Annotated in this window: 19 protein-coding genes and 1 rRNA gene; 14 read left to right on the top strand and 6 right to left on the bottom strand. The window is 71.0% G+C overall.

Annotation, left to right across the window (positions count from 1 at the left end; translation table 11 throughout):
• Nucleotides 1-14: 14 nt before the first annotated feature.
• Together ACSMTC_RS12535 and ACSMTC_RS12530 are read left to right on the top strand one after the other, a co-directional pair.
• Complete coding sequence (locus ACSMTC_RS12535) at nt 15-1178, top strand: alkaline phosphatase family protein (protein WP_436559758.1); 1164 nt, start codon at nt 15-17, stop codon at nt 1176-1178.
• Between the two features lie 44 nt (nt 1179-1222).
• A complete protein-coding gene (locus tag ACSMTC_RS12530) occupies nt 1223-1879 on the top strand; it encodes a thymidine kinase (protein ID WP_436559757.1) in 657 nt (218 codons plus the stop codon).
• 30 nt (nt 1880-1909) lie between these two features.
• Here ACSMTC_RS12530 and ACSMTC_RS12525 read toward each other — a convergent pair whose 3' ends face one another.
• Nucleotides 1910-2641 carry a VOC family protein gene (locus ACSMTC_RS12525; protein ID WP_436559756.1) on the bottom strand — a complete coding sequence of 244 codons (732 nt, stop codon included), beginning with the start codon at nt 2639-2641 and terminating at the stop codon, nt 1910-1912.
• 152 nt (nt 2642-2793) lie between these two features.
• On the opposite strand from ACSMTC_RS12525, the gene ACSMTC_RS12520 reads away from it, so the two are divergent.
• Nucleotides 2794-3675, top strand: coding sequence for a sulfurtransferase (locus tag ACSMTC_RS12520; protein ID WP_436559755.1), 882 nt, complete (start codon nt 2794-2796; stop codon nt 3673-3675).
• Between the two features lie 89 nt (nt 3676-3764).
• Here ACSMTC_RS12520 and sepH read toward each other — a convergent pair whose 3' ends face one another.
• Nucleotides 3765-4823, bottom strand: a complete 1059-nt coding sequence (sepH, locus tag ACSMTC_RS12515) for a septation protein SepH (RefSeq protein ID WP_436559754.1) — start codon at nt 4821-4823, stop codon at nt 3765-3767.
• Between the two features lie 435 nt (nt 4824-5258).
• Here sepH and ACSMTC_RS12510 point away from each other — a divergent pair, with 435 nt between their 5' ends.
• Nucleotides 5259-6101, top strand: a complete 843-nt coding sequence (locus ACSMTC_RS12510) for a hypothetical protein (protein WP_436559753.1) — start codon at nt 5259-5261, stop codon at nt 6099-6101.
• Nucleotides 6102-6104: 3 nt separating this feature from the next.
• On the opposite strand, the gene ACSMTC_RS12505 is transcribed toward ACSMTC_RS12510, so the two are convergent.
• A complete protein-coding gene (locus tag ACSMTC_RS12505; protein ID WP_436559752.1) occupies nt 6105-7418 on the bottom strand; it encodes a D-arabinono-1,4-lactone oxidase in 1314 nt (437 codons plus the stop codon).
• A gap of 240 nt (nt 7419-7658) precedes the next feature.
• Nucleotides 7659-8915, bottom strand: a complete 1257-nt coding sequence (locus ACSMTC_RS12500; RefSeq protein ID WP_436559751.1) for an MFS transporter — start codon at nt 8913-8915, stop codon at nt 7659-7661.
• A 127-nt stretch (nt 8916-9042) separates the two neighbouring features.
• Between ACSMTC_RS12500 and ACSMTC_RS12495 the strand changes: the two genes are divergently transcribed.
• Both ACSMTC_RS12495 and ACSMTC_RS12490 read left to right on the top strand, forming a co-directional pair.
• On the top strand, nt 9043-10179 hold the full coding sequence (locus tag ACSMTC_RS12495; protein ID WP_436559750.1) for a ferrochelatase: 1137 nt from the start codon (nt 9043-9045) through the stop codon (nt 10177-10179).
• A 59-nt stretch (nt 10180-10238) separates the two neighbouring features.
• Nucleotides 10239-11042: an inositol monophosphatase family protein gene (locus ACSMTC_RS12490; RefSeq protein ID WP_436559749.1), complete on the top strand. Its 804-nt coding sequence runs from the start codon at nt 10239-10241 to the stop codon at nt 11040-11042.
• A gap of 233 nt (nt 11043-11275) precedes the next feature.
• Here the strand turns inward: ACSMTC_RS12490 and ACSMTC_RS12485 are convergent, their stop codons facing one another.
• Entirely contained in the window at nt 11276-11461 is a 186-nt protein-coding gene (locus ACSMTC_RS12485; protein WP_436559748.1) for a hypothetical protein, read from the bottom strand.
• 516 nt (nt 11462-11977) lie between these two features.
• Between ACSMTC_RS12485 and ACSMTC_RS12480 the strand changes: the two genes are divergently transcribed.
• The 4 genes from ACSMTC_RS12480 (at nt 11978) to ACSMTC_RS12465 (ending at nt 16120) form a co-directional block, all read left to right on the top strand.
• Nucleotides 11978-12631, top strand: coding sequence for a response regulator transcription factor (locus ACSMTC_RS12480; RefSeq protein ID WP_436559747.1), 654 nt, complete (start codon nt 11978-11980; stop codon nt 12629-12631).
• A gap of 70 nt (nt 12632-12701) precedes the next feature.
• Nucleotides 12702-14015: a sensor histidine kinase gene (locus tag ACSMTC_RS12475; protein WP_436559746.1), complete on the top strand. Its 1314-nt coding sequence runs from the start codon at nt 12702-12704 to the stop codon at nt 14013-14015.
• Nucleotides 14016-14339: 324 nt separating this feature from the next.
• On the top strand, nt 14340-15305 hold the full coding sequence (locus tag ACSMTC_RS12470; protein ID WP_436559745.1) for an acyl-ACP desaturase: 966 nt from the start codon (nt 14340-14342) through the stop codon (nt 15303-15305).
• A 518-nt stretch (nt 15306-15823) separates the two neighbouring features.
• The gene (locus tag ACSMTC_RS12465) at nt 15824-16120 is read left to right on the top strand and encodes a DUF4193 domain-containing protein (RefSeq protein ID WP_045305571.1); all 297 of its coding nucleotides are present in this window, start codon (nt 15824-15826) and stop codon (nt 16118-16120) included.
• 231 nt (nt 16121-16351) lie between these two features.
• On the opposite strand, the gene ACSMTC_RS12460 is transcribed toward ACSMTC_RS12465, so the two are convergent.
• Nucleotides 16352-16801 carry a DUF3093 domain-containing protein gene (locus ACSMTC_RS12460; RefSeq protein WP_436559744.1) on the bottom strand — a complete coding sequence of 150 codons (450 nt, stop codon included), beginning with the start codon at nt 16799-16801 and terminating at the stop codon, nt 16352-16354.
• Nucleotides 16802-17033: 232 nt separating this feature from the next.
• Between ACSMTC_RS12460 and ACSMTC_RS12455 the strand changes: the two genes are divergently transcribed.
• The 4 genes from ACSMTC_RS12455 to ACSMTC_RS12440 all read left to right on the top strand — a co-directional run bounded on the left by ACSMTC_RS12455 (nt 17034) and on the right by ACSMTC_RS12440 (nt 20892).
• Nucleotides 17034-17612 (top strand): PaaI family thioesterase, encoded by a 579-nt coding sequence (locus tag ACSMTC_RS12455; RefSeq protein WP_436564663.1) that lies wholly within the window; start codon nt 17034-17036, stop codon nt 17610-17612.
• On the top strand, nt 17609-18076 hold the full coding sequence (dut, locus tag ACSMTC_RS12450; RefSeq protein ID WP_436559743.1) for a dUTP diphosphatase: 468 nt from the start codon (nt 17609-17611) through the stop codon (nt 18074-18076). Before ACSMTC_RS12455 ends, dut begins: the two co-directional genes overlap by 4 nt.
• An 80-nt stretch (nt 18077-18156) precedes the next feature.
• Nucleotides 18157-18960 carry a DUF3710 domain-containing protein gene (locus tag ACSMTC_RS12445; protein ID WP_436559742.1) on the top strand — a complete coding sequence of 268 codons (804 nt, stop codon included), beginning with the start codon at nt 18157-18159 and terminating at the stop codon, nt 18958-18960.
• 408 nt (nt 18961-19368) lie between these two features.
• A 16S ribosomal RNA gene (locus ACSMTC_RS12440) occupies nt 19369-20892 on the top strand.
• The last annotated feature ends 252 nt before the right edge of the window (nt 20893-21144 follow it).

The following is a 21144-nucleotide window of genomic DNA, read 5'->3' as shown; positions in this document are numbered from 1 at the left end:
GGCGTACGTCACCCATGTCGCACCTGGACTACGACTCCTTCGAGATCCTCGACCCCTCCGGCGCCCCTGTCCCCGCGTACGGGCACGGCTCGCTGGCCGACCTGCTGCCCGCCGTGGCGGCCGGGCTCGGCGTACCCGGCTTCGAGAGCGGGCTGCCACTGGTCCCGGCCGACCGGGTCTGCGTCTTCCTGGTCGACGGCATGGGCTGGGAGCTGATCAGGCGTCACCCCGAGTGGGCGCCGTTCCTCAACTCGCTGACGGCGGGCGGCCGCTCGATCACCGCCGGGTTCCCGTCCACCACCGCCACCTCGCTGGCCTCGGTCGGCACCGGCCTCACCCCCGGTGTGCACGGGCTGGCCGGCTACACCGTGGCGATCCCCGGTGCCGGTCAGCTGATGAACCAGCTGCGCTGGCAGCCGTACGTCGAGCCGGAGACCTGGCAGCCCTACCCCACCGTCTTCGAGCGGGCCGACGCGGCCGGGGTGGCGACCTGCCAGGTCTCCTCCCCGCTGTTCGCGCAGACCCCGCTCACCCGGGTCGCCCTCTCCGGCGGCACCTTCCTCGGCCGCAGCACCGCCGAGGAGCGGATGGACGTCTCCGCCCGGTGGCTGGCCGAGCACGACCGGGCCCTGGTCTACACCTATGTCAGCGAACTGGACGCCGCCGGCCACCGCTACGGCGTCGACTCGGACGAGTGGCGCCTCACGCTGAACACCGTGGACCGCCTCGCCCAGCGGCTGGCCGAACAGCTGCCGCCGCGCTCGGCGCTCTACGTCACCGCGGACCACGGCATGATCGACATCGCCCCCGAGGACCGGATCGACTTCGACGAGGACTGGGAGCTGAGCGCGGGCGTCGCCCTGCTCGGCGGCGAGGGCCGGGCCCGGCACGTGTACGCGGTGCCCGGCGCGGCCGACGACGTGCTCACCGTCTGGAGCGAGGTGCTCGGCGACCGGATGTGGGTGGCCGGGCGCGACCAGGCGATAGCCAATGGCTGGTTCGGCCCGGCGGTCGACGACCGGGTCTACCACCGGATCGGCGACGTGGTCGCCGCCGCCCGGGACGACATCGCGGTGATCGCCTCCCGCAGTGAGCCCGGCGAGTCCTCGATGATCGGCCTGCACGGCTCGATGACCCCGGTGGAGCAGCTGGTGCCGCTGCTCGAAGTCCGCGCCTGAACCGCCCCCACTCGTAAGTCTTTCGAAAGGCCCTCGCTCCACCCATGGCTGACCTGGTGTTCTTCTCCGGCACGATGGACTGCGGCAAGTCGACGCTCGCCCTCCAGCTCGACCACAACCACTCCGCGCGGGGCCGGAAGGGGATCATCTTCTCCCGCCACGACCGGGCCGGCGCCTCCACCATCTCCAGCCGGCTCGGCCTGCGCGCCGACGCCATCGAGGTCACCGAGGAATTCGACTTCCACGCCTATGTGGTCCAGCTGCTCTCGGCCGGCGGCAAGGTCGACTACCTGATCTGCGACGAGGCCAACTTCTACGCCGCCGAGCAGGTCGACCAACTCGCCCGCCTGGTGGACGAGTTGAACATCGACGTGTTCACCTTCGGGATCACCACCGACTTCCGCAGCAAGCTCTTCCCCGGCTCCCAGCGCCTGATCGAACTCGCCGACCGGGTGGAGATCCTCCAGGTCGAGGCGCTCTGCTGGTGCGGCGCCCGGGCCACCCACAACGCCCGCACCGTCGGCGGCGTGATGGTGGTCGAGGGCGCGCAGGTCGTGGTCGGCGACATCGCCGTCAGCGAGACCGAGGTCGGCTACGAGGTGCTCTGCCGCCGCCACCACCGCCGCCGCCTCACGGCCGCCGCCGCCCGCGCCTCGGTGCTCTCCCCGGACGTCCTGCCCTTCGAGGGGCAGCGCTCCTGAGGTTCCCTTGGGCGCGGGCGGTACGGGCCGTCACGGCAGCTGGACCACCGAGAAGCGCCCGCCCTGCGGGTCGGCCAGCCTGGCCACCCGCCCCGCCGGGCCCTGGTGCGGGGCCACCAGCACCGAACCGCCCAGCGCCAGTGCCCGATCGGCCGTCAACTCCACGTCGGCGACCGCGAAGTGCACCCGCCAGCGCGGCGGCCCGTCCCGGAGATCGGTGCTGTGCCTGATGCCCGACACCGGCGCCACCGCGTCCTGCTGCGGCAGGCTCGGTGCGAACACCTGGCGGTAGAAGGCGGTGGCCGACTGCTCGTCAGGAGTGAGCAGTTCGCTCCAGGCGGGCGCGCCCGGCTCGTCGACGACCTCCCAGCCGAGGTGCTCCTCGCCCTGCCAGAGGCCGAACACCGCACCCCACACATCCGCGGCGATCGCCAGCCGTCCGGCGCGTTCCGCCTGCAGCGGTCCGACCGCCACGGTGCCGCCGCACTCGCGGATCCGCTGCGAGACCAGGTCGGCGTCGTCCACCGCGAAGTACGTCGTCCACTCCACGGGACGGCCGGGACCCGGAGGGGTGACACCGATTCCGGCGACCTTGGCGCCGTGCAGGGTGGCCCGCGCATAGGCGCCGAGATGGGTCGGGCCTGGCGTGAACTCCCAGTCCAGCAGGGATCCGTAGAAGGCCGTGGCCCCCTGGTGATCGCTGGTCATCAGGCTCACCCAGCAGGGTGTGCCCTGCGCCAGCCGCACCGTCACCGCAGTCATCGCGTTCCTCCTCGCCGGGGGCGGCCGGCGGGGGCCGCCGAGCGTCCCACGGCGATGCTTCCACCTTTTGCCCGCCGAAATCCGCTGGCCGCGCGGCGGTGGTAGGCAAAGACCGTACAAAGAGCACGGTCACGCGGGTCACAATGGCGGGCATGACAGCCGCATCCGCTGAAGGTTCCGGCGCCGGCCGCCCGCCGGCCGCCGCTTCGCTGGTCTCCGTCGCCGAGTTGGCGAGGGCCCTCGACTCCGCGAACCCGCCGGTCCTGCTCGACATCCGCTGGCAGCTCGGCGGCCCGCCCGGCGCCGAGGAGTTCGCCGCCGGGCATCTGCCGGGGGCTCAGTACGTGGACCTGGACGACGAGTTGGCCGCACCTCCGGGTGCCGCGGGCCGCCACCCGCTGCCCGACCCCGAGGTGTTCGGCGCGGCCATGCGCCGGGCCGGGGTGAGCGCCGAACGCCCGGTGGTGGTCTACGACGCCGGGCCCGCGACCTCGGCCGCCCGCGCCTGGTGGCTGCTGCGCTGGTCTGGCCACCGGGACGTCCGCGTCCTGGACGGCGGCCTGGCCGCCTGGCGCGCCGCCGGCCTGCCCGAGAGCACCGGCCAAGCCCCGGCGCGGGAGGGCGACTTCAGGCCCGCCCCCGGCCGGCTGCCCGTCCTGGACGCCGGACAGGCCGCCGCACTGGCCCGCACCGGACTGCTGCTCGACGCCCGCGCGGGCGAGCGCTACCGGGGCGAGACCGAGCCGATCGACCCGCGCGCCGGGCACATCCCCGGTGCGGTGAGCGCCCCCACCACGGAGAACGTGGGCCCGGACGGACGCTTCCTGCCCGCCGCCGCACTCGCCGAGCGCTTCCGCTCGCTGGGCGTGGGTGAGGGCGAGGTCGGCGTCTACTGCGGTTCGGGCGTCACGGCCTCGCACGAGCTGCTGGCCCTTGAGGTGGCGGGTTTCCGCGCCGCGCTCTACCCGGGCTCCTGGAGCGAGTGGTCCGCCGACCCCGACAACCCGGCGGCCACCGGCCCGCTGCCCGGCTGACCGCAGACCGCTTCAGGGACGAAGAAGGCCCGTGCCCTCGTCCCGTACGGATCGTTGTTCCGTACGGGACAAGGGCACGGGCCCTTGCCTCAGTCCTGCTTCTTGCGGCGGCTGCCGAAAACGATCTCGTCCCAGCTCGGCACGGTGGCCCGTCGGCCGGGACGGACGCCGTCCGCCTCGGCCTGGCGGTCCGTGGTGCCCACCAGCCGCTCGCGGTGCGGGGAGACCGCGCGCGGCATCAGGATGTCCGCGTACGCCGACCCCGCGCCGACGCTGGCCGCCGGGGCGGCCTGCTCCTCAACCTCCTCGGCCTCCTCGACCTGTACCGCCTCCACGGCCGGCACGGTGAGTTCGCCGCGGAACGCCGGCACCACGTCCAGCAGGCTGGTCAGCGAGTCCCGGCCGTCGGCCGTGGCCTCACGGATCTCACGGCCCGACATGATCCGGTCCGCCGAGGGGCGCTCGATCATCGGGCGGGCCGGCCGGTCCTGGGGGAGCCGGGCGATCCGCGGGATGAACGGGAAGACCGAGTCCTCCTCGCGCTCGACGCTCTCGCCGATCAGCGCGCGGGCCTCGTCGTCGTTCGGCTGCACCAGCCGGCGCGGCGGGTCGTAGGTCCAGCTCGCGCTGCGCCCCTCGCCGTCGGACCGGTAGTAGAGGATGACCTCCCAGGTGCCGTCGTCGCGGCGCCAGGAGTCCCACCGCTCGGTGTCCTTCTCCGCCGCCCGCAGCGCCAGGCGCTCGGCCACGGCCTCGCCGAGCTGCGGCCCGGTGGGCTCGCCGTGGCGGCGGATCGCGGTCTTGCGGGCCCGTTCGGCCATGAAGGCGCGCTCGGCCAGCACCGGACCCTCGAAGCGCCGCACCCGGTCCACCGAGATCCCCGCAGCCTGGGCGACCTCCTCGGCGGAGGCGCCTGCTCGTATCCGCGCCTGGATGTCCCGGGGCCGCAGGTGGCTCTCGACCTCGATCTCGATCTGGCCGAGGCGCGGCCGGTCCCCGCGGATGGCGGCGCGCAGCCGCTCGTCGATGGGAAGGGTGTACTCCGTGCTGTCGGCAGCCTTGAGCACCAGCCGTGTGCCGTCGTTGCTGACGGCCACAACCCGCAGTTCGGGCACGGTTACCTCCCGGGTGGTGCCTGCCGACGTCACCTGCGTCGCTGCTCCCGTACTGAGTGTGGCCTGCCCACTCGCGAGTGGCCACAACCTTGCTGAGTTACTCGCGTGTCGTGCTTTCGCCCGGACACGCCCTTATGGCACGGTTGCCTGTTTGCCACGTCGCCGGTCGACGTCGTGCCCGTGTTCCCCGGTCGACGGCTGACGGAGTGTCGATACGTCGACCAAAGGCTCAGGCCCCACGAACAGTACTCCATTAGTGGCATCCACAGGGGCGGCTCGCCGGTCAAGTCTCCCGCGATTCACGGGAATCTCAAGGGCGGGCACTCCAATGGCCGACCGCCGATCAGCGGACGGTGATCATCTTCACATATATCGACCGCTGAGAACCAGATTTTCGCCCCTTGTGTCCTTCTTTGTGCAAGATGGAGGGACTTGTCGATGTCGAGCCGTACCGACCGAGGGATGTTGATGCCGCAGCAGCGTGAGCAGGGCGAGTCGCAGGACGCCGAGCCGCCGGCGACCAGGCGTGCACGGATCGACCTGAGTGTGGCTCAGGTCGCCGCCAGTGCCCTGGCCGCGGTGGTCGGCGCGGTGCTCGCCTCCGAACTCGGTGTGTACGGCACGATCCTGGGCGCGGCGGTGGTCAGTATCGGCGCGACCACCGGCGGTGCGGTCTTCCAGCACCTGTTCAGGCGGACCGGCGAGCAGATACGCAGCGCGGTCGACCGGGGGCCGGGTGTCACCGTCAACGACCTGAGGCAGGTACCGGCGGACGGGGCGGTGGCCTCCCCGATGGCCTCCCCGGTGATCTCCCCGGAGTGGAACGAGCCGCAGACCGTCCGGGCCAAGCGGCGCTGGACCTGGAAGACGTACTCGGCGGTCTCCGGGCTGATCTTCGTACTGGCGATGACGCCGATCCTGGCGGTGGAGCTGATCGCGGACAAGCCGATGCACTCCATCGTCACCGGCGACGGCAGCTCCTCCGGCACCTCGCTCAACCCGGGCCGCAGGTCGGAGCAGCCGCCGCCCGCCGACCACCCGTCGGGCGGCTCGGCCGGCACCGACCCCTCGACGGTCCCCTCCCGCCACTCGACCGGCACCCCGGAGACCGTGCCGAGCGACCGGCACACGCCCTCGGCGACACCGTCCCAGAACCCGAGCGGTACGCCGTCCTCCTCGCCGATGCCCAGCTCCGGCCCGAGCACCACCCCGGATCCGAGCCCGAGCTCCGGCACCGGTTCCGACCCGGGCACCTTCGGTGACCAGCGCGGCCGGGGGGCCGAGACGCCGCCCGCCGCCCCGACTCCCTGAGCACTACTCGCCGAGCACCCGGCGCAGGTAGGGGTTGGCGAACAGCCGGCCGGGGTCGACCCGGTCGCGCAGCGCGGTGAACTCGCCGAAGCGCGGGTAGACCGAGGCGAGGTACCCGGCGTCCCTGGTGTGCAGCTTGCCCCAGTGCGGTCGGCCCTGGTGGGCGGTCATCAGGCGCTCGACCTCGGTGAAGTAGCCCTGCTCGGGGGTGCCCCGGTAGAGGTGGACGGCGATGTAGACGGTGTCCCGGCCGCTCGCGGTGGAGAGCCAGAGGTCGTCGGCGGGGGCGAGCCGCACCTCGACCGGGAAGCCGATCCGCCAGTTCGAGCGCTCGACCAGCGCCTTCAGCTCGCGCAGCACGGTGGTGGCCGCCTCGCGCGGTACGGCGTACTCCATCTCCAAGAAGCGCACCCTGCGGGGGCTGGTGAACACCTTGTACGCGAGGTCGGTGAAGGTCCGCTCCGACCAGGCCCGCGCGGCGAGCTGCGCGATGGCCGGGACGGTGGCGGGGAAGGCCCGGCCGATCCGGCAGGCCCCCTCCCAGACGGTGTTGGAGAGGAAGTCGTCCTCCAGCCAGGCCCTGGCCGGCGGCAGCGGACGGGCCGGGCCCTGGCTGCGGTTGTTGCGCTTGGTCGAGCAGAGCTCCGTGTGCGGGAACCAGAAGAACTCGAAGTGCTCGTTGACGCTCGCCAGTTCCTCGAAGCGGTCCAGCACCCCATCGAAGCGCATCGGCTGCTCGTGCGCGGTCAGCAGGAAGGCCGGTTCGACGCCGAAGGTGAGGGCGCTGACCACGCCGAGCGCGCCGAGGCCCAGCCGGGCGCCCTGGAACAGCTCGGGGTCCTCGGTCGGCGAGCAGGTCCGGACGGTGCCGTCGGCCAGCACGATCTCCAGCTCCCGGATCTGGGCGGCCAGCGAGCCGGAGTCACGGCCGGTGCCGTGGGTGCCGGTGCTGGTGGCGCCGGCCACGGTCTGCACCTCGATGTCACCCATGTTGGTGAGCGAGAGGCCGGCCGAGGCGAGCAGCCGGTTGAGGGTGGAGAGCGGAAGGCCGGACTCCACGGTGACCGTTCCGGCCGCGCGGTCCAGCTCCCGGACGGCGGTCAGCGCGGTGGGCCGGACCAGGACGCCGTCCCCGGCGGAGGCGATCGCGGTGAAGGAGTGGCCCGAACCGACCGCCTTGACCGTCCGGCCCTCCTCGGCGGCCCGCAGGATCTCCTTCGACAGCTCGGCGGTCGAGGCCGGGGCGACCACCCGGCTGGGGCGGGCGCTCTGGTTGCCGGCCCAGTTGCTCCAGCGGGCGGTACTGGCCTGCGGCATACGGGTGCCTCCTGCTCCGGTGCCGGGACGGCTGTGCCCCGAGCACGTCCTACCACTGAGTAGGGGGAGCGTAGCCAGTCGCACGACTCAGGTCCATGGAACCGGCCGCGAAAGCGCGCGTCGCGGCCGCCCGGGGAGCCCGCGGGCGCGGGGCGGTGCGGGCGCTCCCGCGACCGTGCGGCGGGCCGGGCCGGGCCGCGCCGTCGGTCGAGCGGGAGCCCCCGCACCCCGGGGCGGTGCTCAGTGCTGGAGCGCGGCCTGTGAGTCGGCCGGTTCGACGGCGGAGGGCGAGGACAAGCCCGAGCGCAGCCGGCGCAGCCCGGCGAGCGCGGTGAGGACACCGAACAGGCCCGCGCCGGCCGGTACCAGGAACCCGGCGGGGGCGCCCGCGGCGTCCACCACCCAGCCGCCGGCCGAGGAGCCGAGCGCGACGCCCAGGGCGAGCCCGGTGGTGGTCCAGGTCATGCCCTCGGTCAGCTGGGCGGCCGGAACCAGCCGCTCCACCAGGGCCATGGCCGTGATCAGCGTCGGCGAGATGGCGATACCGGCCAGGAACAGCGCGGCGCCGACCGCGACCATGCCGGTGACGCCGCGCAGCCAGGTGGCGGCGAGCAGCGGCACCACCATGCTGACCGCCATCACGGCGACCCCGCCCAGGAACCGGCCGGCCATCGAACCGCTGAGCTTGAGCGCCCCGAAGACCACCCCGGCCAGGCCGGATCCGAGCGCGTACACGGCGAGCACCAGACCGGCGGCGCCGTTGTGCCCCTGCTCCCTGGAGAAGGCGTAGGTCACCACCTCGACCGAGCCGAAGATCGCACCGGTGGCGATGAAGGTCAGGACCAGTACCTCGAGCCCGGGGGAGAAGAGCGCGGACCTGCCGGAGCGGTGCGCGGCGGGGTGCACCGGCGGCTCGGTGCGGCGCTGCGCGGTGAACAGCAACACGCCGCTGACCAGGAAGAGCCCCGCCAGCAGCACACCGGCCTCGGGGAAGACCGAGGTGGCCAGGCCGATCGAGAGGACCGGGCCGACGATGAAGCAGATCTCGTCCATCACGGCCTCGAACGAGTACGCGGTGTGCAGCTTGGACGGCTCTCCGCTGTACAGCTGGGCCCAGCGGGCCCGGACCATCGAACCGGTGCTGGGCACCACACCCATCCCGGCCGCGGCCGCGAACAGCGTCCAGTCCGGGGCCTCGGCACGCGCGCAGAGCAGCAGTGCGACCGCGGCCGCCACCGTGATCCCGGTGGCGGGCAGGCTCACCCGGCGCTGCCCGTAGCGGTCCACCAGCCGGGAGACCTGCGGCCCGAGCACCGCCCCCGCGAGCGCCATCGTGGCGGAGACGGCGCCGGCCAGCCCGTACGAGCCGCGCAGCTGGGACAGCATGGTGACGATGCCGATCCCGGTCATCGAGATCGGCAGCCGGGCTATCAGACCGGAGGAGGAGAAGGCCAGAGCGCCGGGGGCGGCGAAGATCTGGCGGTAGCTGGACAGCACGCGAGGCTCCGCTGGGAGTGGGGTAAGGAACACGGATCGTTTAGACAGCTTACGAACCATGGCAAACGATTACCCGTCGGGCGGACCTGCCGCCGGGCGCCGACGGGGTGGTGGCAGGATCGGTGCCATGCCCGACTCGCGCACCCCCACCGATCCCGCGCCCTACGACGCACTGCTCCTGCTCTCCTTCGGCGGTCCCGAGGGCCCCGAGGACGTGGTGCCGTTCCTGGAGAACGTCACCCGGGGCCGGGGCATCCCCAAGGAGCGTCTCGCCGAGGTCGGCAAGCACTACTTCCTGTTCGGCGGGGTCAGCCCGATCAACGAGCAGAACCGCGAGCTGCTCGCCGCGCTGCGCGGGGACTTCGCCGGACACGGCCTGGACCTGCCCGTCTACTGGGGCAACCGCAACTGGGCGCCCTACCTGGTCGACACCCTGCGCGAGATGGCGAACGACGGACACCGCCGGATCGCCGTCCTCGCCACCAGCGCGTACGCCGGATACTCCGGCTGCCGCCAGTACCGCGAGAACCTCGCCGACGCCCTGGCCACCCTGGCCGAGGAGGGCCTGCCCGAGCTGCGCGTCGACAAGCTCCGGCACTTCTACAACCACCCCGGCTTCGTCCAGCCGATGATCGACGCGACCCTGGCGGCGCTCGCCGAGCTCCCGGCCGCGGTCCGCGACGGGGCCCACCTGGCTTTCACCACCCACTCCATCCCCGAGAGCATGGCCGAGACCTCCGGCGCCCCCGACGACCCCGCGCGCGGCCGGAGCGGCGGCGCGTACGTCGCCCAGCACCTGGACGTCGCCCGGCTGATCGCCGCCGCCGTCGAGGAGGCCACCGCGGTGGCCGGCCGCCCCTGGGAGCTGGTGTACCAGAGCCGCAGCGGCGCCCCGCACATCCCGTGGCTGGAACCGGACATCTGCGACCACCTGGAGAGCCTGCACGCGGCGGGCGTCCCGGCGGCCGTGATGGTGCCGATCGGCTTCGTCTCCGACCACATGGAGGTCAGGTACGACCTCGATACCGAGGCCGTCGCCAAGGCCGCCGAACTCGGCCTGCCGGTGGCCCGCGCCGCCACGGTGGGCGCCGACCCCCGGTTCGCGGCGGCCGTCCGCGAACTGCTCCTGGAGCGCGCCGCCGTCGAGCGCGGCCTGCCGGCCGAGCGCCGCGCCCTGGGCACGCTCGGCCCCAGCCATGACGTGTGCGCCCTCGCCTGCTGCCCCAACCCGCGAGCTCCGCGCCGCGCGGCGGCCGAGCACTGAGGTCCGATCAGCCCCGACCCCAGGGCGCTCGCCACGCGCCCAGGACTGGAAGGAATCCCATGCCCAACCCCGAGCTGCTCGCCGAACTCCTCGACGTCGCCGTCGACGCGGCCACCCGAGCCGGTGCCCTGCTCCGTGACGGCCGTCCCGCGGACCTCGGCGTCGCCGCCACCAAGAGCAGCCCCGTGGACGTGGTCACCGAGATGGATCTCGCCTCCGAGAAGCTGATCCTGGAGCTGATCGGCCGGCGCCGCCCCGAGGACGGCTACCTCGGCGAGGAGGGTGCCGACCACCCCGGCACCAGCGGAGTCCGCTGGGTGGTCGACCCGCTCGACGGAACGGTCAACTACCTCTACGGGCTGCCCTCCTGGGGGGTCAGCGTGGCCGCCGAGCTGGACGGGCGGGCCGTGGTCGGGGTGGTGGCGGTTCCGGCCAGGAACGAGCTGTTCCAGGCGGTGCTCGGTGGCGGTGCCCGCCTCGACGGCCGGCCGATCTCCTGCCGTCCGGCGCCGCCCTGGGGCCAGGCGCTGGTCGGCACCGGCTTCAACTACGTCCGTGAGGTCCGGGCCCACCAGGCACAGGTGCTGCTCGCGCTGATGCCCGAGGTGCGCGACATCCGTCGCGCCGGGGCCGCGGCCGTCGACCTCTGTGACCTGGCGGCCGGCCGGATGGACGCCTTCTACGAGCGCGGGCTGAAGCCCTGGGACATGGCCGCCGGGGTGCTGATCGCCCGCGAGGCCGGGGCGCTGGCCGGCGGACGCCCCGGCGAGGAGCCCGACGGCGACCTCACCGTGGCGGCCCCTCCCGGCGTCTTCGAACCGCTCCAGTCCCGGCTGGAATCCCTCGGCGCCTGGCACGACTGAGCGCTCTGTTCCGCGCGACGCCGCGGCGGCAGGCCCGGCCCGGAAACCCGGTCCGGCGGGCACGTGACGCCGAGGTGTCGCGCGGATGAACCGGGTGGTGGCGACGGGGCGGCCGAAGGAGGCAAGCGAAAAGCCCTGGCACACGTGCGATCTGGTGCCAGGGCCCGGCTTCGGCTGCCCCGGTGGCCGCCGGGGCGGATGGTGCGAGCGAGTCGCGACCGCTGAGGGTCGCGTCAGGCGGCGGAGCGGTGGCTCTCGCGAACCGGGTCGATGCCGTGTTCAGCGGCGAGTCGGCGCAGATCGTCCAGTTCCGACTGCTCGACCTCGGCCAAGAAGTCGTCACCGGCCTCGATGGCGCGGTGGAGGTCCTGTTCGGTGTTCTGTATGCGCTGCAGGATTCCGGCGGTGAAGGCGTCCATACGAGCCCCCTTGCTGTGTCGGACGGGCACGGTCCGGCGTTCCCCGGCGTCGGGGAGGACGGCGGTCAACGGAAACGCCCCAGCCAGCTGCTGTTCTCCGGTCGGGTGCGGAGACGGCCTCGGGCCGCTCCCGGTGACACCTGGTCCCCTGAGCCGGTGCGGATGAACGCACGGCGGGTGGTGGTTGCGATCGGCGTACGGCCCGATCGCGGGTGTGCAGCTGTCCTCCCCGCGGGTGAAGGCGGGAAACCTCCGGACCCGAGAAAGTTGCCCGCGTCACAGTCCAAACGGCAGGGGACCCTGCCGTTTCAAGCCGCTCACGGTCCCGGGCTCCGGCAGCTTACCGTTGCTTTACCGGCCGACCAGGCAGGATGGGAACACCGTCGGATCCGTGTGCCGGCTCCCGGGCCGATGCCGAGCCCCGGGTTTCCGGACGCGTCGGCTCCGCGCCCGGCGCCAGGTGGCCCGCACGGGCGGGCACGGCGGCGGGCCGCTCAGGAAGAAGGGACAACCATCGTGCGGGTACTCGTCGTGGAGGACGAGCAGCTGCTCGCCGAAGCCGTCGCGACCGGCCTGCGCCGCGAGGCGATGGCCGTGGACGTGGTGTACGACGGTGAGGCCGCGCTGCAGCGCATCGCGATCAACGACTACGACGTGGTCGTGCTCGACCGCGACCTCCCGCTGGTCCACGGTGACGACGTCTGCCGCAAGGTCGTCGAGCAGGGCCTCGCCACCCGGGTGATCATGCTGACCGCCTCCGGCGACATCAGCGACCGGGTCGAGGGCCTGGAGATCGGCGCTGACGACTACCTCCCCAAGCCGTTCGCTTTCAGCGAACTCGTCGCCCGGGTCCGCGCACTGGGCCGCCGCGCGACCGTGCCGCTGCCGCCGATCCTGGAACGGGCCGGGATCACGCTCGACCCCGGCCGCCGCGAGGTGCTCAGGGACGGCAAGACCGTCCAGCTCGCACCCAAGGAGTTCGCCGTGCTGGAGGTCCTGATGCGGGCCGGCGGCGCCGTCGTCTCGGCGGAGCAGCTCCTGGAGAAGGCCTGGGACGAGCACACCGATCCGTTCACCAACGTCGTACGGGTCACCGTGATGACCCTGCGCCGCAAGCTCGGCGACCCGCCGGTGATCGTCACCGTCCCCGGCTCGGGCTACCGCATCTGAGCCGCCGCGGGCGGCCGTCCGCCGCCCCCGCGTCGCACCATACGTACCGCAAGACCCGGAGAGGACAGTCATGACCACCCCGCCCCCCGCCGGCGGGGCCCCCGGCGCGCCTGCCGGCGGCCCGGTCCCGGTACCGCCCAAGCCGGCGCATGCGCCGGCCACCGCCGTGGAGCAGCCCGCCCGCAGGTCCGAGTCCGAGTCCTACACCCCCGGCGACGGCCTGCTCAGCTGGCTCCAGCTGCGGCCGACCATCCGGATCAGGCTCACCCTGCTGTACGGCGGGATGTTCCTGATGGCCGGGGTGGTCCTGCTGGTGCTGATGTACTTCTTCGTCCGGCAGGCCTTCCACGACGCCCTGCTGCCGACCTTCGGCTTCGACCAGGGCGGTGCCACCGTCAACGGCCGGGTGATGACCTCCCAGCAGTTCAACGAGCAACTGGTCCAGATGCAGGAGCTCAAGTCCAACGCGGCCCTGACCGTGCTGCTGCGCAAGTCGCTCACGGTGCTGGTCTGCCTGGCCGTGATCGCCTTCATGGCCGGGTACGCGATGGCCGGCCGGGTGCTGCGCCCGCTCGGCCGGATCACCCGGACCGCTCGCGAGGTCGCCTCCTCCGACCTGCACCGCCGGATCCAGCTGGACGGTCCGGACGACGAGCTCAAGGAGCTGGCCGACACCTTCGACGGGATGCTCGACCGGCTGGACCGCTCCTTCGACTCGCAGCGGCGGTTCGTCGCCAACGCCTCGCACGAGCTGCGCACCCCGCTCGCGATCAACCGCACCCTGCTGGAGGTCCAGCTCTCCGACCCGAACGCCTCGCCCGATCTGCAGCAGCTCGGCAAGACCCTGCTGGCCACCAATGAGCGCAGCGAGCAGCTGGTCGAGGGCCTGCTGCTGCTGGCCCGCAGCGACAACGAGCTCACCGACCGCAGACCGGTGGAGCTGTCCGAGGTGGCCACCCGGGCGCTGGAGCAGACCCGGGCCGAGGCGGCCACCCGTGAGGTCGAGCTGCGTTCGACCCTGACCCCGGTGACGGTCTCGGGGAACGGGGTGCTGCTGGAGCGGATCGCGCTGAACCTGCTGCAGAACGCGGTGCGCTACAACGTCCCGGACGGCTGGGTGGAGATCACCACCACCGTGGTGGCGGGCGGGGCCGGCGAGCTGGTGGTCTCCAACACCGGTCCGGTGGTCCCCGGGTACGAGCTGGAGCACATCTTCGAGCCCTTCCGCCGGGTCAAGGGCGCCAACCGCACCCGCAGCGACAAGGGGGTCGGGCTGGGCCTGTCCATCGTCCGCTCGGTGGTCCGTGCGCACGGTGGGGCCATCGAGGCCACCGCGCGCGCGGGAGGCGGGCTCACGATCCGGGTTCGGATCCCCGGAGCCTGAACCTCCCCGGATGGCCGTACGGCCGTCAGGCGCCCTCCGCGGGCCCGTACCCGACCGAGTCGGGTGCGGGCCCGTTCTGCTCCGTGCGCGGACCATCGACCGCCGCCCCCGCCAGGCTGTCAAGACGACATAAGCCCTGGCAGGGGCGGCTTGTCTTTTGCCGCCGGTACAACTTACGGTTACGTAACCTACGCAGCCGTAAGTGAGTCGCCTCTGCCCGGCTCCGTCCGGCCCAGGCCCCGGTTCCGGCCCCGCCACGCGGGATCCGCCCCGGGGGTCCCAGTGCGTCCCACCCGTCCCTGCCCGCCCTCAGGAGCACCAGTCGTGACCATCGCACCCGTGCAGCGCCCAGCCTCGACGGCCTGGACCGACACCAAGCTGATCCTCGCGCTGGAGGAGGTGGTGGAGACCGAGCTCAACCGCCACCTGAAGGCGGCCAAGGAGTGGATGCCGCACGAGTACGTGCCGTGGAGCCAGGGCCGGGACTTCGACGGAGTGCTCGGCGGCGAGCCCTGGGCGATAGAGCAGTCGAAGATCACCCCGCTGGGCCGGACCTCGCTGGTCGTCAACCTGCTGACCGAGGACAACCTCCCCAGCTACCACCACGAGATCGCCACCATGTTCGGCCGCGAGGGCGCCTGGGGCGCCTGGGTGCACCGCTGGACCGCCGAGGAGGGCAGGCACGGCATCGCGATCCGTGACTACCTGCTGGCCACCCGTGCGGTGGACCCGGTGGAGCTGGAGCGGGCCCGGATGTCGCACATGTCGGCCGGCTTCGAGTCCGACAACGCGCACAGCATGCTGCAGTCCATCGCGTACGTGGCCTTCCAGGAGCTCGCCACCCGGATCTCGCACCGCAACACCGGCCACTTCGCCGGCGACCCGCTGTGCGACCAACTGCTGGCGAAGATCGCCAACGACGAGAACCTGCACATGGTCTTCTACCGCAACCTGCTGAAGGCCGCCCTGGAGCTCGCCCCCGACCAGGCGATGCGGGCCATCGCCGACGTGGTCACCGACTTCCGGATGCCCGGACACGGCATCCCCGGTTTCGAGCGCGCCGCCGTCCAGATCGCCGTCGGCGGGGTCTACAACCTGCGGATCCACCACGACGACGTGCTGCAGCCGGTGCTGCGCCACCTCAAGGTGCTGGACATCGACGGGCTCGGCCCGGAGGGCGCCAGGGCCCAGGAGGAGCTGGGACTGTTCCTGGAGGGCCTGCATGCCCAGGCGGTGCGCTTCGACGAGCGGCAGGCCGCTCTTCTGGCGCGCCGGGCCGCGCGCAAGTGAGGTCCGCGAGGTGAGTCCCGGCAGTGCCGTCCGTCCCGGGACGGCGCTGCCGGAGCCGGTGGGAAGGTGACATCAGGAGGGCGTTTTTCCCAGTTTTTGCCTGAAACGTCCTCGATGTGATGAAGATCACATCCGAATGCGTGACATGACGACTTGATTGCCCAGTGTGACCGGGAGCCCGGCCGCCGGGTCGGCCGGCGGCGGCCGGGAATCCGCCGCCGGGAATTCCCGTCGTCCCGTCAATCACCCTGGTGGCCTGGGGAATTGCCGGTGTCGTGCGGTCGCACGGCGCGTGTGGGGCGGCGGCCGGGTGACCCGCTGCGCAGCGGGTCGGAAGCGCTGGGTGAGAGTGCCGGAACCGCACCGGATCACTCCAACGGACCCGCCGCTGGGTGTCGATTGAGTAACAGGGCTTGAAGTAAGGCACAATTCCCGCCTCGGGTCGGGCACAAGACCGACCGCCCATGCGTTACGTGCGCTGGAGATACCGCACACACACCCAGAGGGGGAGAGCGAAAATGGCTACGGACTACGACACCCCACGCAAGACCGATGACGACCTCAACGAGGACAGCATCGAGGAACTGAAGGCTCGGCGTAACGAGAAGTCGGGCGGCAACGTCGACGTCGACGAGTTCGAGGCCGCCGAGGGCCTGGAGCTCCCCGGCGCCGACCTGTCGAACGAGGAGCTGTCGGTCCGAGTGCTTCCTCGCCAGGCCGACGAGTTCACCTGCATGAGCTGCTTCCTGGTGCACCACCGCAGCCAGCTCGCCGGTGAGAAGAACGGCCAGCCGATCTGCCGAGACTGCGAATAGGCACCATGTGGGCCTGCTCCGGGCCCGACGGCCTCCGTCGGCCCGGCAAGCCGCCCCGTCCGGCCCCGCGAATCCGGGCCGGAGGCAGAAAGCGCGGTCCCCTGAGTGGCCGCACCGGCAGGAGTCTCCTGCGCACGACCCCTTCACCGGAGCACTGGGACGGTCCCGCACCAGCGGAACCGTCCCTCCTCCGTTTCCGGGCCCGGCGCAGCCCCGCCCAGGGCGCGCGGGTCAGTTCTCGCCGGCCTGACGGGCCTTGGCCAGCGCCGTCGCCAGCCGCTGCGGCGAACGGGTCGAGAGGTACACATACGGTGTCGGGTCGGCCGGATCGGTGATCTCGACCCGCAGCGCGGTCGGGATGTAGCTGCGCAGCAGCATGAAGGCGCGCGGATCGGCCTTCACCCCGCGCCAGGCCACCGCCTCGTCCCGGTCCAGCGGGTGCGCCTCGCCGAGGGCCTCGACCGGGATCCGGGCCTGTCCCGCGACCAGTGAGCCCTGCACCACGCGAATCCGCGCCGAGCCGTAGCTGCTCAGCGCCGCCGCGGCCGCGACGATGCCGACCACCAGCCCGACCAGGGCGGCCACCGCACTGAAGCGCAGCGCGATGAGCGCGAGTGAGAGCCCTGTCGCGAGCGGGAGCAGCCACCAGGAGCGCGGGACGGTGAGGCGTTCGTCGTACATGCCCCCATTGTGTGCGCCGACCGCTGCCGGCCCCGCCCCGCCCCCGGCTGTGGGCGCGGCCCTCACCGGCACACCTGCTCCCACCTGCGTGTCCGGCCTGTCCCGATTCGGCGGTCCCGGATTCAACAACCCTGTTCTTCCTTATCTACTCGGCGGTAGGGTCGCGCGTGTGAACGGACCTGTCGCCTCCCCGCCCGCCCCGCAGGGCACCGCCGTGCCCGCTGACGGTGCCATCGTCCTCTCGCCGACCACCCCGCCCGCCGATGCGGTGCTGCCGCCCCGGGCCCCCGAGGCCCCGGCCCCCGGAACCCCGCTCGGCTCGCACTACGACCACTGCTTCGGCTGCGGCCCGCAGCACCCGCAGGGGCTCCAGCTGAGCGCGGTGGCGGGGGAGGGGCTGGAGGTCACGGCACGCTTCAGGGTCAAGCCGAGCCACCAGGGCGGCCCGGGACTGGCCCACGGCGGTGTGCTGACCACGGCGATGGACGAGACGCTCGGCACGCTGAACTGGCTGCTGCACGCCCCGGCCGTGACCGGGCGGCTGGAGACCGACTTCCTCATGCCGGTCCCGGTCGACGCCGAGCTGTACATCCACGCCAGGGTCACCGGTGTGCACGGCCGCAAGATCTACAGCGCCGCCGAGGGGCGGATCGGAGGCCCGGACGGACCGGTCGCGATCCGCGCTCAGGCACTCTTCATTCAGGTGAAGCTGGAACACTTCACCCAGCACGGTCGTCCCGAGGACGTTAGGAAGGTCCTCGACGACGCCGATCTGTTGAAGCGCTCCAGAGCTTTTGAGGTGAACCCGTGAGCCCCACCGTCCGCCAGCCGGTAGACGTCCTGATTACCCGGATCGACCCCGAACTGCCGCTCCCGGCGTACGAGCACCCCGGCGACGCCGGTGCCGATCTGCGCACCACGGAGGACGCCGAACTGGCTCCCGGGGAGCGCATCGTGCTCCCGACCGGCATCGCCATCGCCCTCCCCGACGGCTACGCCGCCTTCGTGCACCCGCGTTCGGGTCTCGCAGCTCGTTGCGGTGTTGCTCTGGTGAACGCCCCAGGGACGGTCGATGCCGGGTACCGTGGTGAGATCAAGGTGATCGTCGTCAATCTGGACCCGCGTGAGAAGGTCAGCTTCCGTCGTGGGGACCGAATCGCCCAGCTGGTCATCCAGCAGGTCGAGAAGGCGCGCTTCCACGAGGTGACGGAGCTGCCCGGGTCGGCACGCGCCGAGGGCGGGTTCGGATCGACGGGTGGTCACGCCGCGGTCTAGCATGCCCGCGGCTCGCAGTAGCCGAGCAGGTATTCGCTTCGGTCTTGGACCGGGGTCTTGGACCGGGAAGGACAGTGACCGTGTTCCGTCGTCGCCAGAAGAGCGAGGACGCTGTCGAGCAGCTCGCCGACGATGCCACCAGCGCCGACGAGACGGCCGAGGGCGTCGAAGGTTCCGCAGACTCCGAGAGCGAGAACGTGACCGAGCAGGACCCGGCGGACCGGGTCGGCTTGCCGCCGGCTCCGCGCCCCGACGGACCGTGGGACATCTCCGAGCTGGAGAACCCGCAGGAGGGCCGAGTCGACCTCGGCGGCCTGCTGGTCCCCGGGGTCGAGGGCATGGAGCTCCGGGTGGAGGTGGCCGGCGACGCGATCGTGGCCGCCACCCTGGTCCTCGGCAACAGCGCCATCCAGCTGCAGGCCTTCGCGGCACCGAAGTCCGAGGGCATCTGGGGCGAGGTCCGCGAGGAGATCGCCACCGGCATCACCCAGCAGGGCGGCCTGGTGGAGGAGGCAGAGGGCCCGCTGGGCTGGCACCTCCGCGCCCAGGTCCCCGTCCAGCTGCCCGACGGCACCCAGGGCGCACAGCTGGTGCGGTTCGTCGGCTGCGACGGCCCGCGCTGGTTCCTGCGCGGCGTGATCTCCGGGCAGGCCGCGGTGCAGCCCGAGATGGCCGGGATCCTCGAGCAGGTGTTCCGCCAGACCGTGGTCGTCCGCGGTGAGAGCCCGATGGCACCGCGTGACCCGATCGTGCTGAAGCTCCCCGAGGACGCCCAGATGGTCGCCGACGCGGGCCCCGGCGAGGCCCAGGCCGAAGGCTCCCGCTTCGGCGGCGCCTCGCTCGACCCCTTCGCACGCGGCCCGGAGATCACCGAGGTTCGCTGATCGTCGCTCCTGATCGCCCCCGCCCGGACCTCGGGCGGGGGCGATTTGCTTGCCGGGGGGCCGTACCCGTAGAGTTCCGGAGTCGCACCGAGAGGGGCGAAGAAAAGCGAGTCCGATGAATGAAACTCCGGAAAACGGAGCGGAAAACATCTGATAAGCTGGAAACACGAAAGAACGAAGCGCCCGGAGGGCCCGCTGGAAGGCGGCTCGAAGGAAGCGTCCGTTCCTTGAGAACTCAACAGCGTGCCAAAAGTCAACGCCAGATATGTTGACATCCCCGGCGAGACCATCCGGTCTTGTTGGAGATTCCTTTTGTAATACACAGCGAGGACGCAGTGCGCGGGATCACCTCATTCCGGTGGTTGCCGTGCCGCTCAACGCGAGTGTTGACCCGATCACGGGTAATCATTCACGGAGAGTTTGATCCTGGCTCAGGACGAACGCTGGCGGCGTGCTTAACACATGCAAGTCGAACGGTGAAGCCCTTCGGGGTGGATCAGTGGCGAACGGGTGAGTAACACGTGGGAAATCTGCCCTGCACTCTGGGACAAGCCTTGGAAACGAGGTCTAATACCGGATATGACCTTCCTCTGCATGGGGGTTGGTGGAAAGCTCCGGCGGTGCAGGATGATCCCGCGGCCTATCAGCTTGTTGGTGGGGTAATGGCCTACCAAGGCGACGACGGGTAGCCGGCCTGAGAGGGCGACCGGCCACACTGGGACTGAGACACGGCCCAGACTCCTACGGGAGGCAGCAGTGGGGAATATTGCACAATGGGCGAAAGCCTGATGCAGCGACGCCGCGTGAGGGATGACGGCCTTCGGGTTGTAAACCTCTTTCAGCAGGGAAGAAGCGCAAGTGACGGTACCTGCAGAAGAAGCACCGGCTAACTACGTGCCAGCAGCCGCGGTAATACGTAGGGTGCGAGCGTTGTCCGGAATTATTGGGCGTAAAGAGCTCGTAGGCGGCCTGTCGCGTCGGATGTGAAAGCCCGGGGCTTAACCCCGGGTCTGCATTCGATACGGGCAGGCTAGAGTGTGGTAGGGGAGATCGGAATTCCTGGTGTAGCGGTGAAATGCGCAGATATCAGGAGGAACACCGGTGGCGAAGGCGGATCTCTGGGCCATTACTGACGCTGAGGAGCGAAAGCGTGGGGAGCGAACAGGATTAGATACCCTGGTAGTCCACGCCGTAAACGTTGGGAACTAGGTGTTGGCGACATTCCACGTCGTCGGTGCCGCAGCTAACGCATTAAGTTCCCCGCCTGGGGAGTACGGCCGCAAGGCTAAAACTCAAAGGAATTGACGGGGGCCCGCACAAGCAGCGGAGCATGTGGCTTAATTCGACGCAACGCGAAGAACCTTACCAAGGCTTGACATACACCGGAAACTGGCAGAGATGTCAGCCCCCTTGTGGTCGGTGTACAGGTGGTGCATGGTTGTCGTCAGCTCGTGTCGTGAGATGTTGGGTTAAGTCCCGCAACGAGCGCAACCCTTGTTCTGTGTTGCCAGCATGCCTTTCGGGGTGATGGGGACTCACAGGAGACTGCCGGGGTCAACTCGGAGGAAGGTGGGGATGACGTCAAATCATCATGCCCCTTATGTCTTGGGCTGCACACGTGCTACAATGGTCGGTACAAAGGGCTGCGATGCCGTGAGGCGGAGCGAATCCCAAAAAGCCGGCCTCAGTTCGGATTGGGGTCTGCAACTCGACCCCATGAAGTTGGAGTTGCTAGTAATCGCAGATCAGCATGCTGCGGTGAATACGTTCCCGGGCCTTGTACACACCGCCCGTCACGTCACGAAAGTCGGTAACACCCGAAGCCGGTGGCCTAACCCGTAAGGGGAGGAGCCGTCGAAGGTGGGACCAGCGATTGGGACGAAGTCGTAACAAGGTAGCCGTACCGGAAGGTGCGGCTGGATCACCTCCTTTCTAAGGAGCACATAGCCAGATCTGAGCGAATGCCTCAGATTGGTTGCTCATGGGTGGAACGTTGACTATTCGGCACGGTTCGGAAGCTTCCGCTAGTACTGCCCTTTGGGGCGTGGAACGTGGTGTGTGACTGGATTGTGTCGGGCACGTTGTTGGGTCCTGAGGGAACGGCTGTATGGCTGTTACCTCTAGGATGCCGGTCTCATGTGATGGAGCCCTGTGGGGTTTCGGAGTGTGGGTGACTGGTCGTTG

Source organism: Kitasatospora sp. HPM-01-4 (genome assembly GCF_051374625.1).
Taxonomy (GTDB): Bacteria; Actinomycetota; Actinomycetes; order Streptomycetales; family Streptomycetaceae; genus Kitasatospora.
This window is presented reverse-complemented; position numbering and strand designations above follow the sequence as displayed.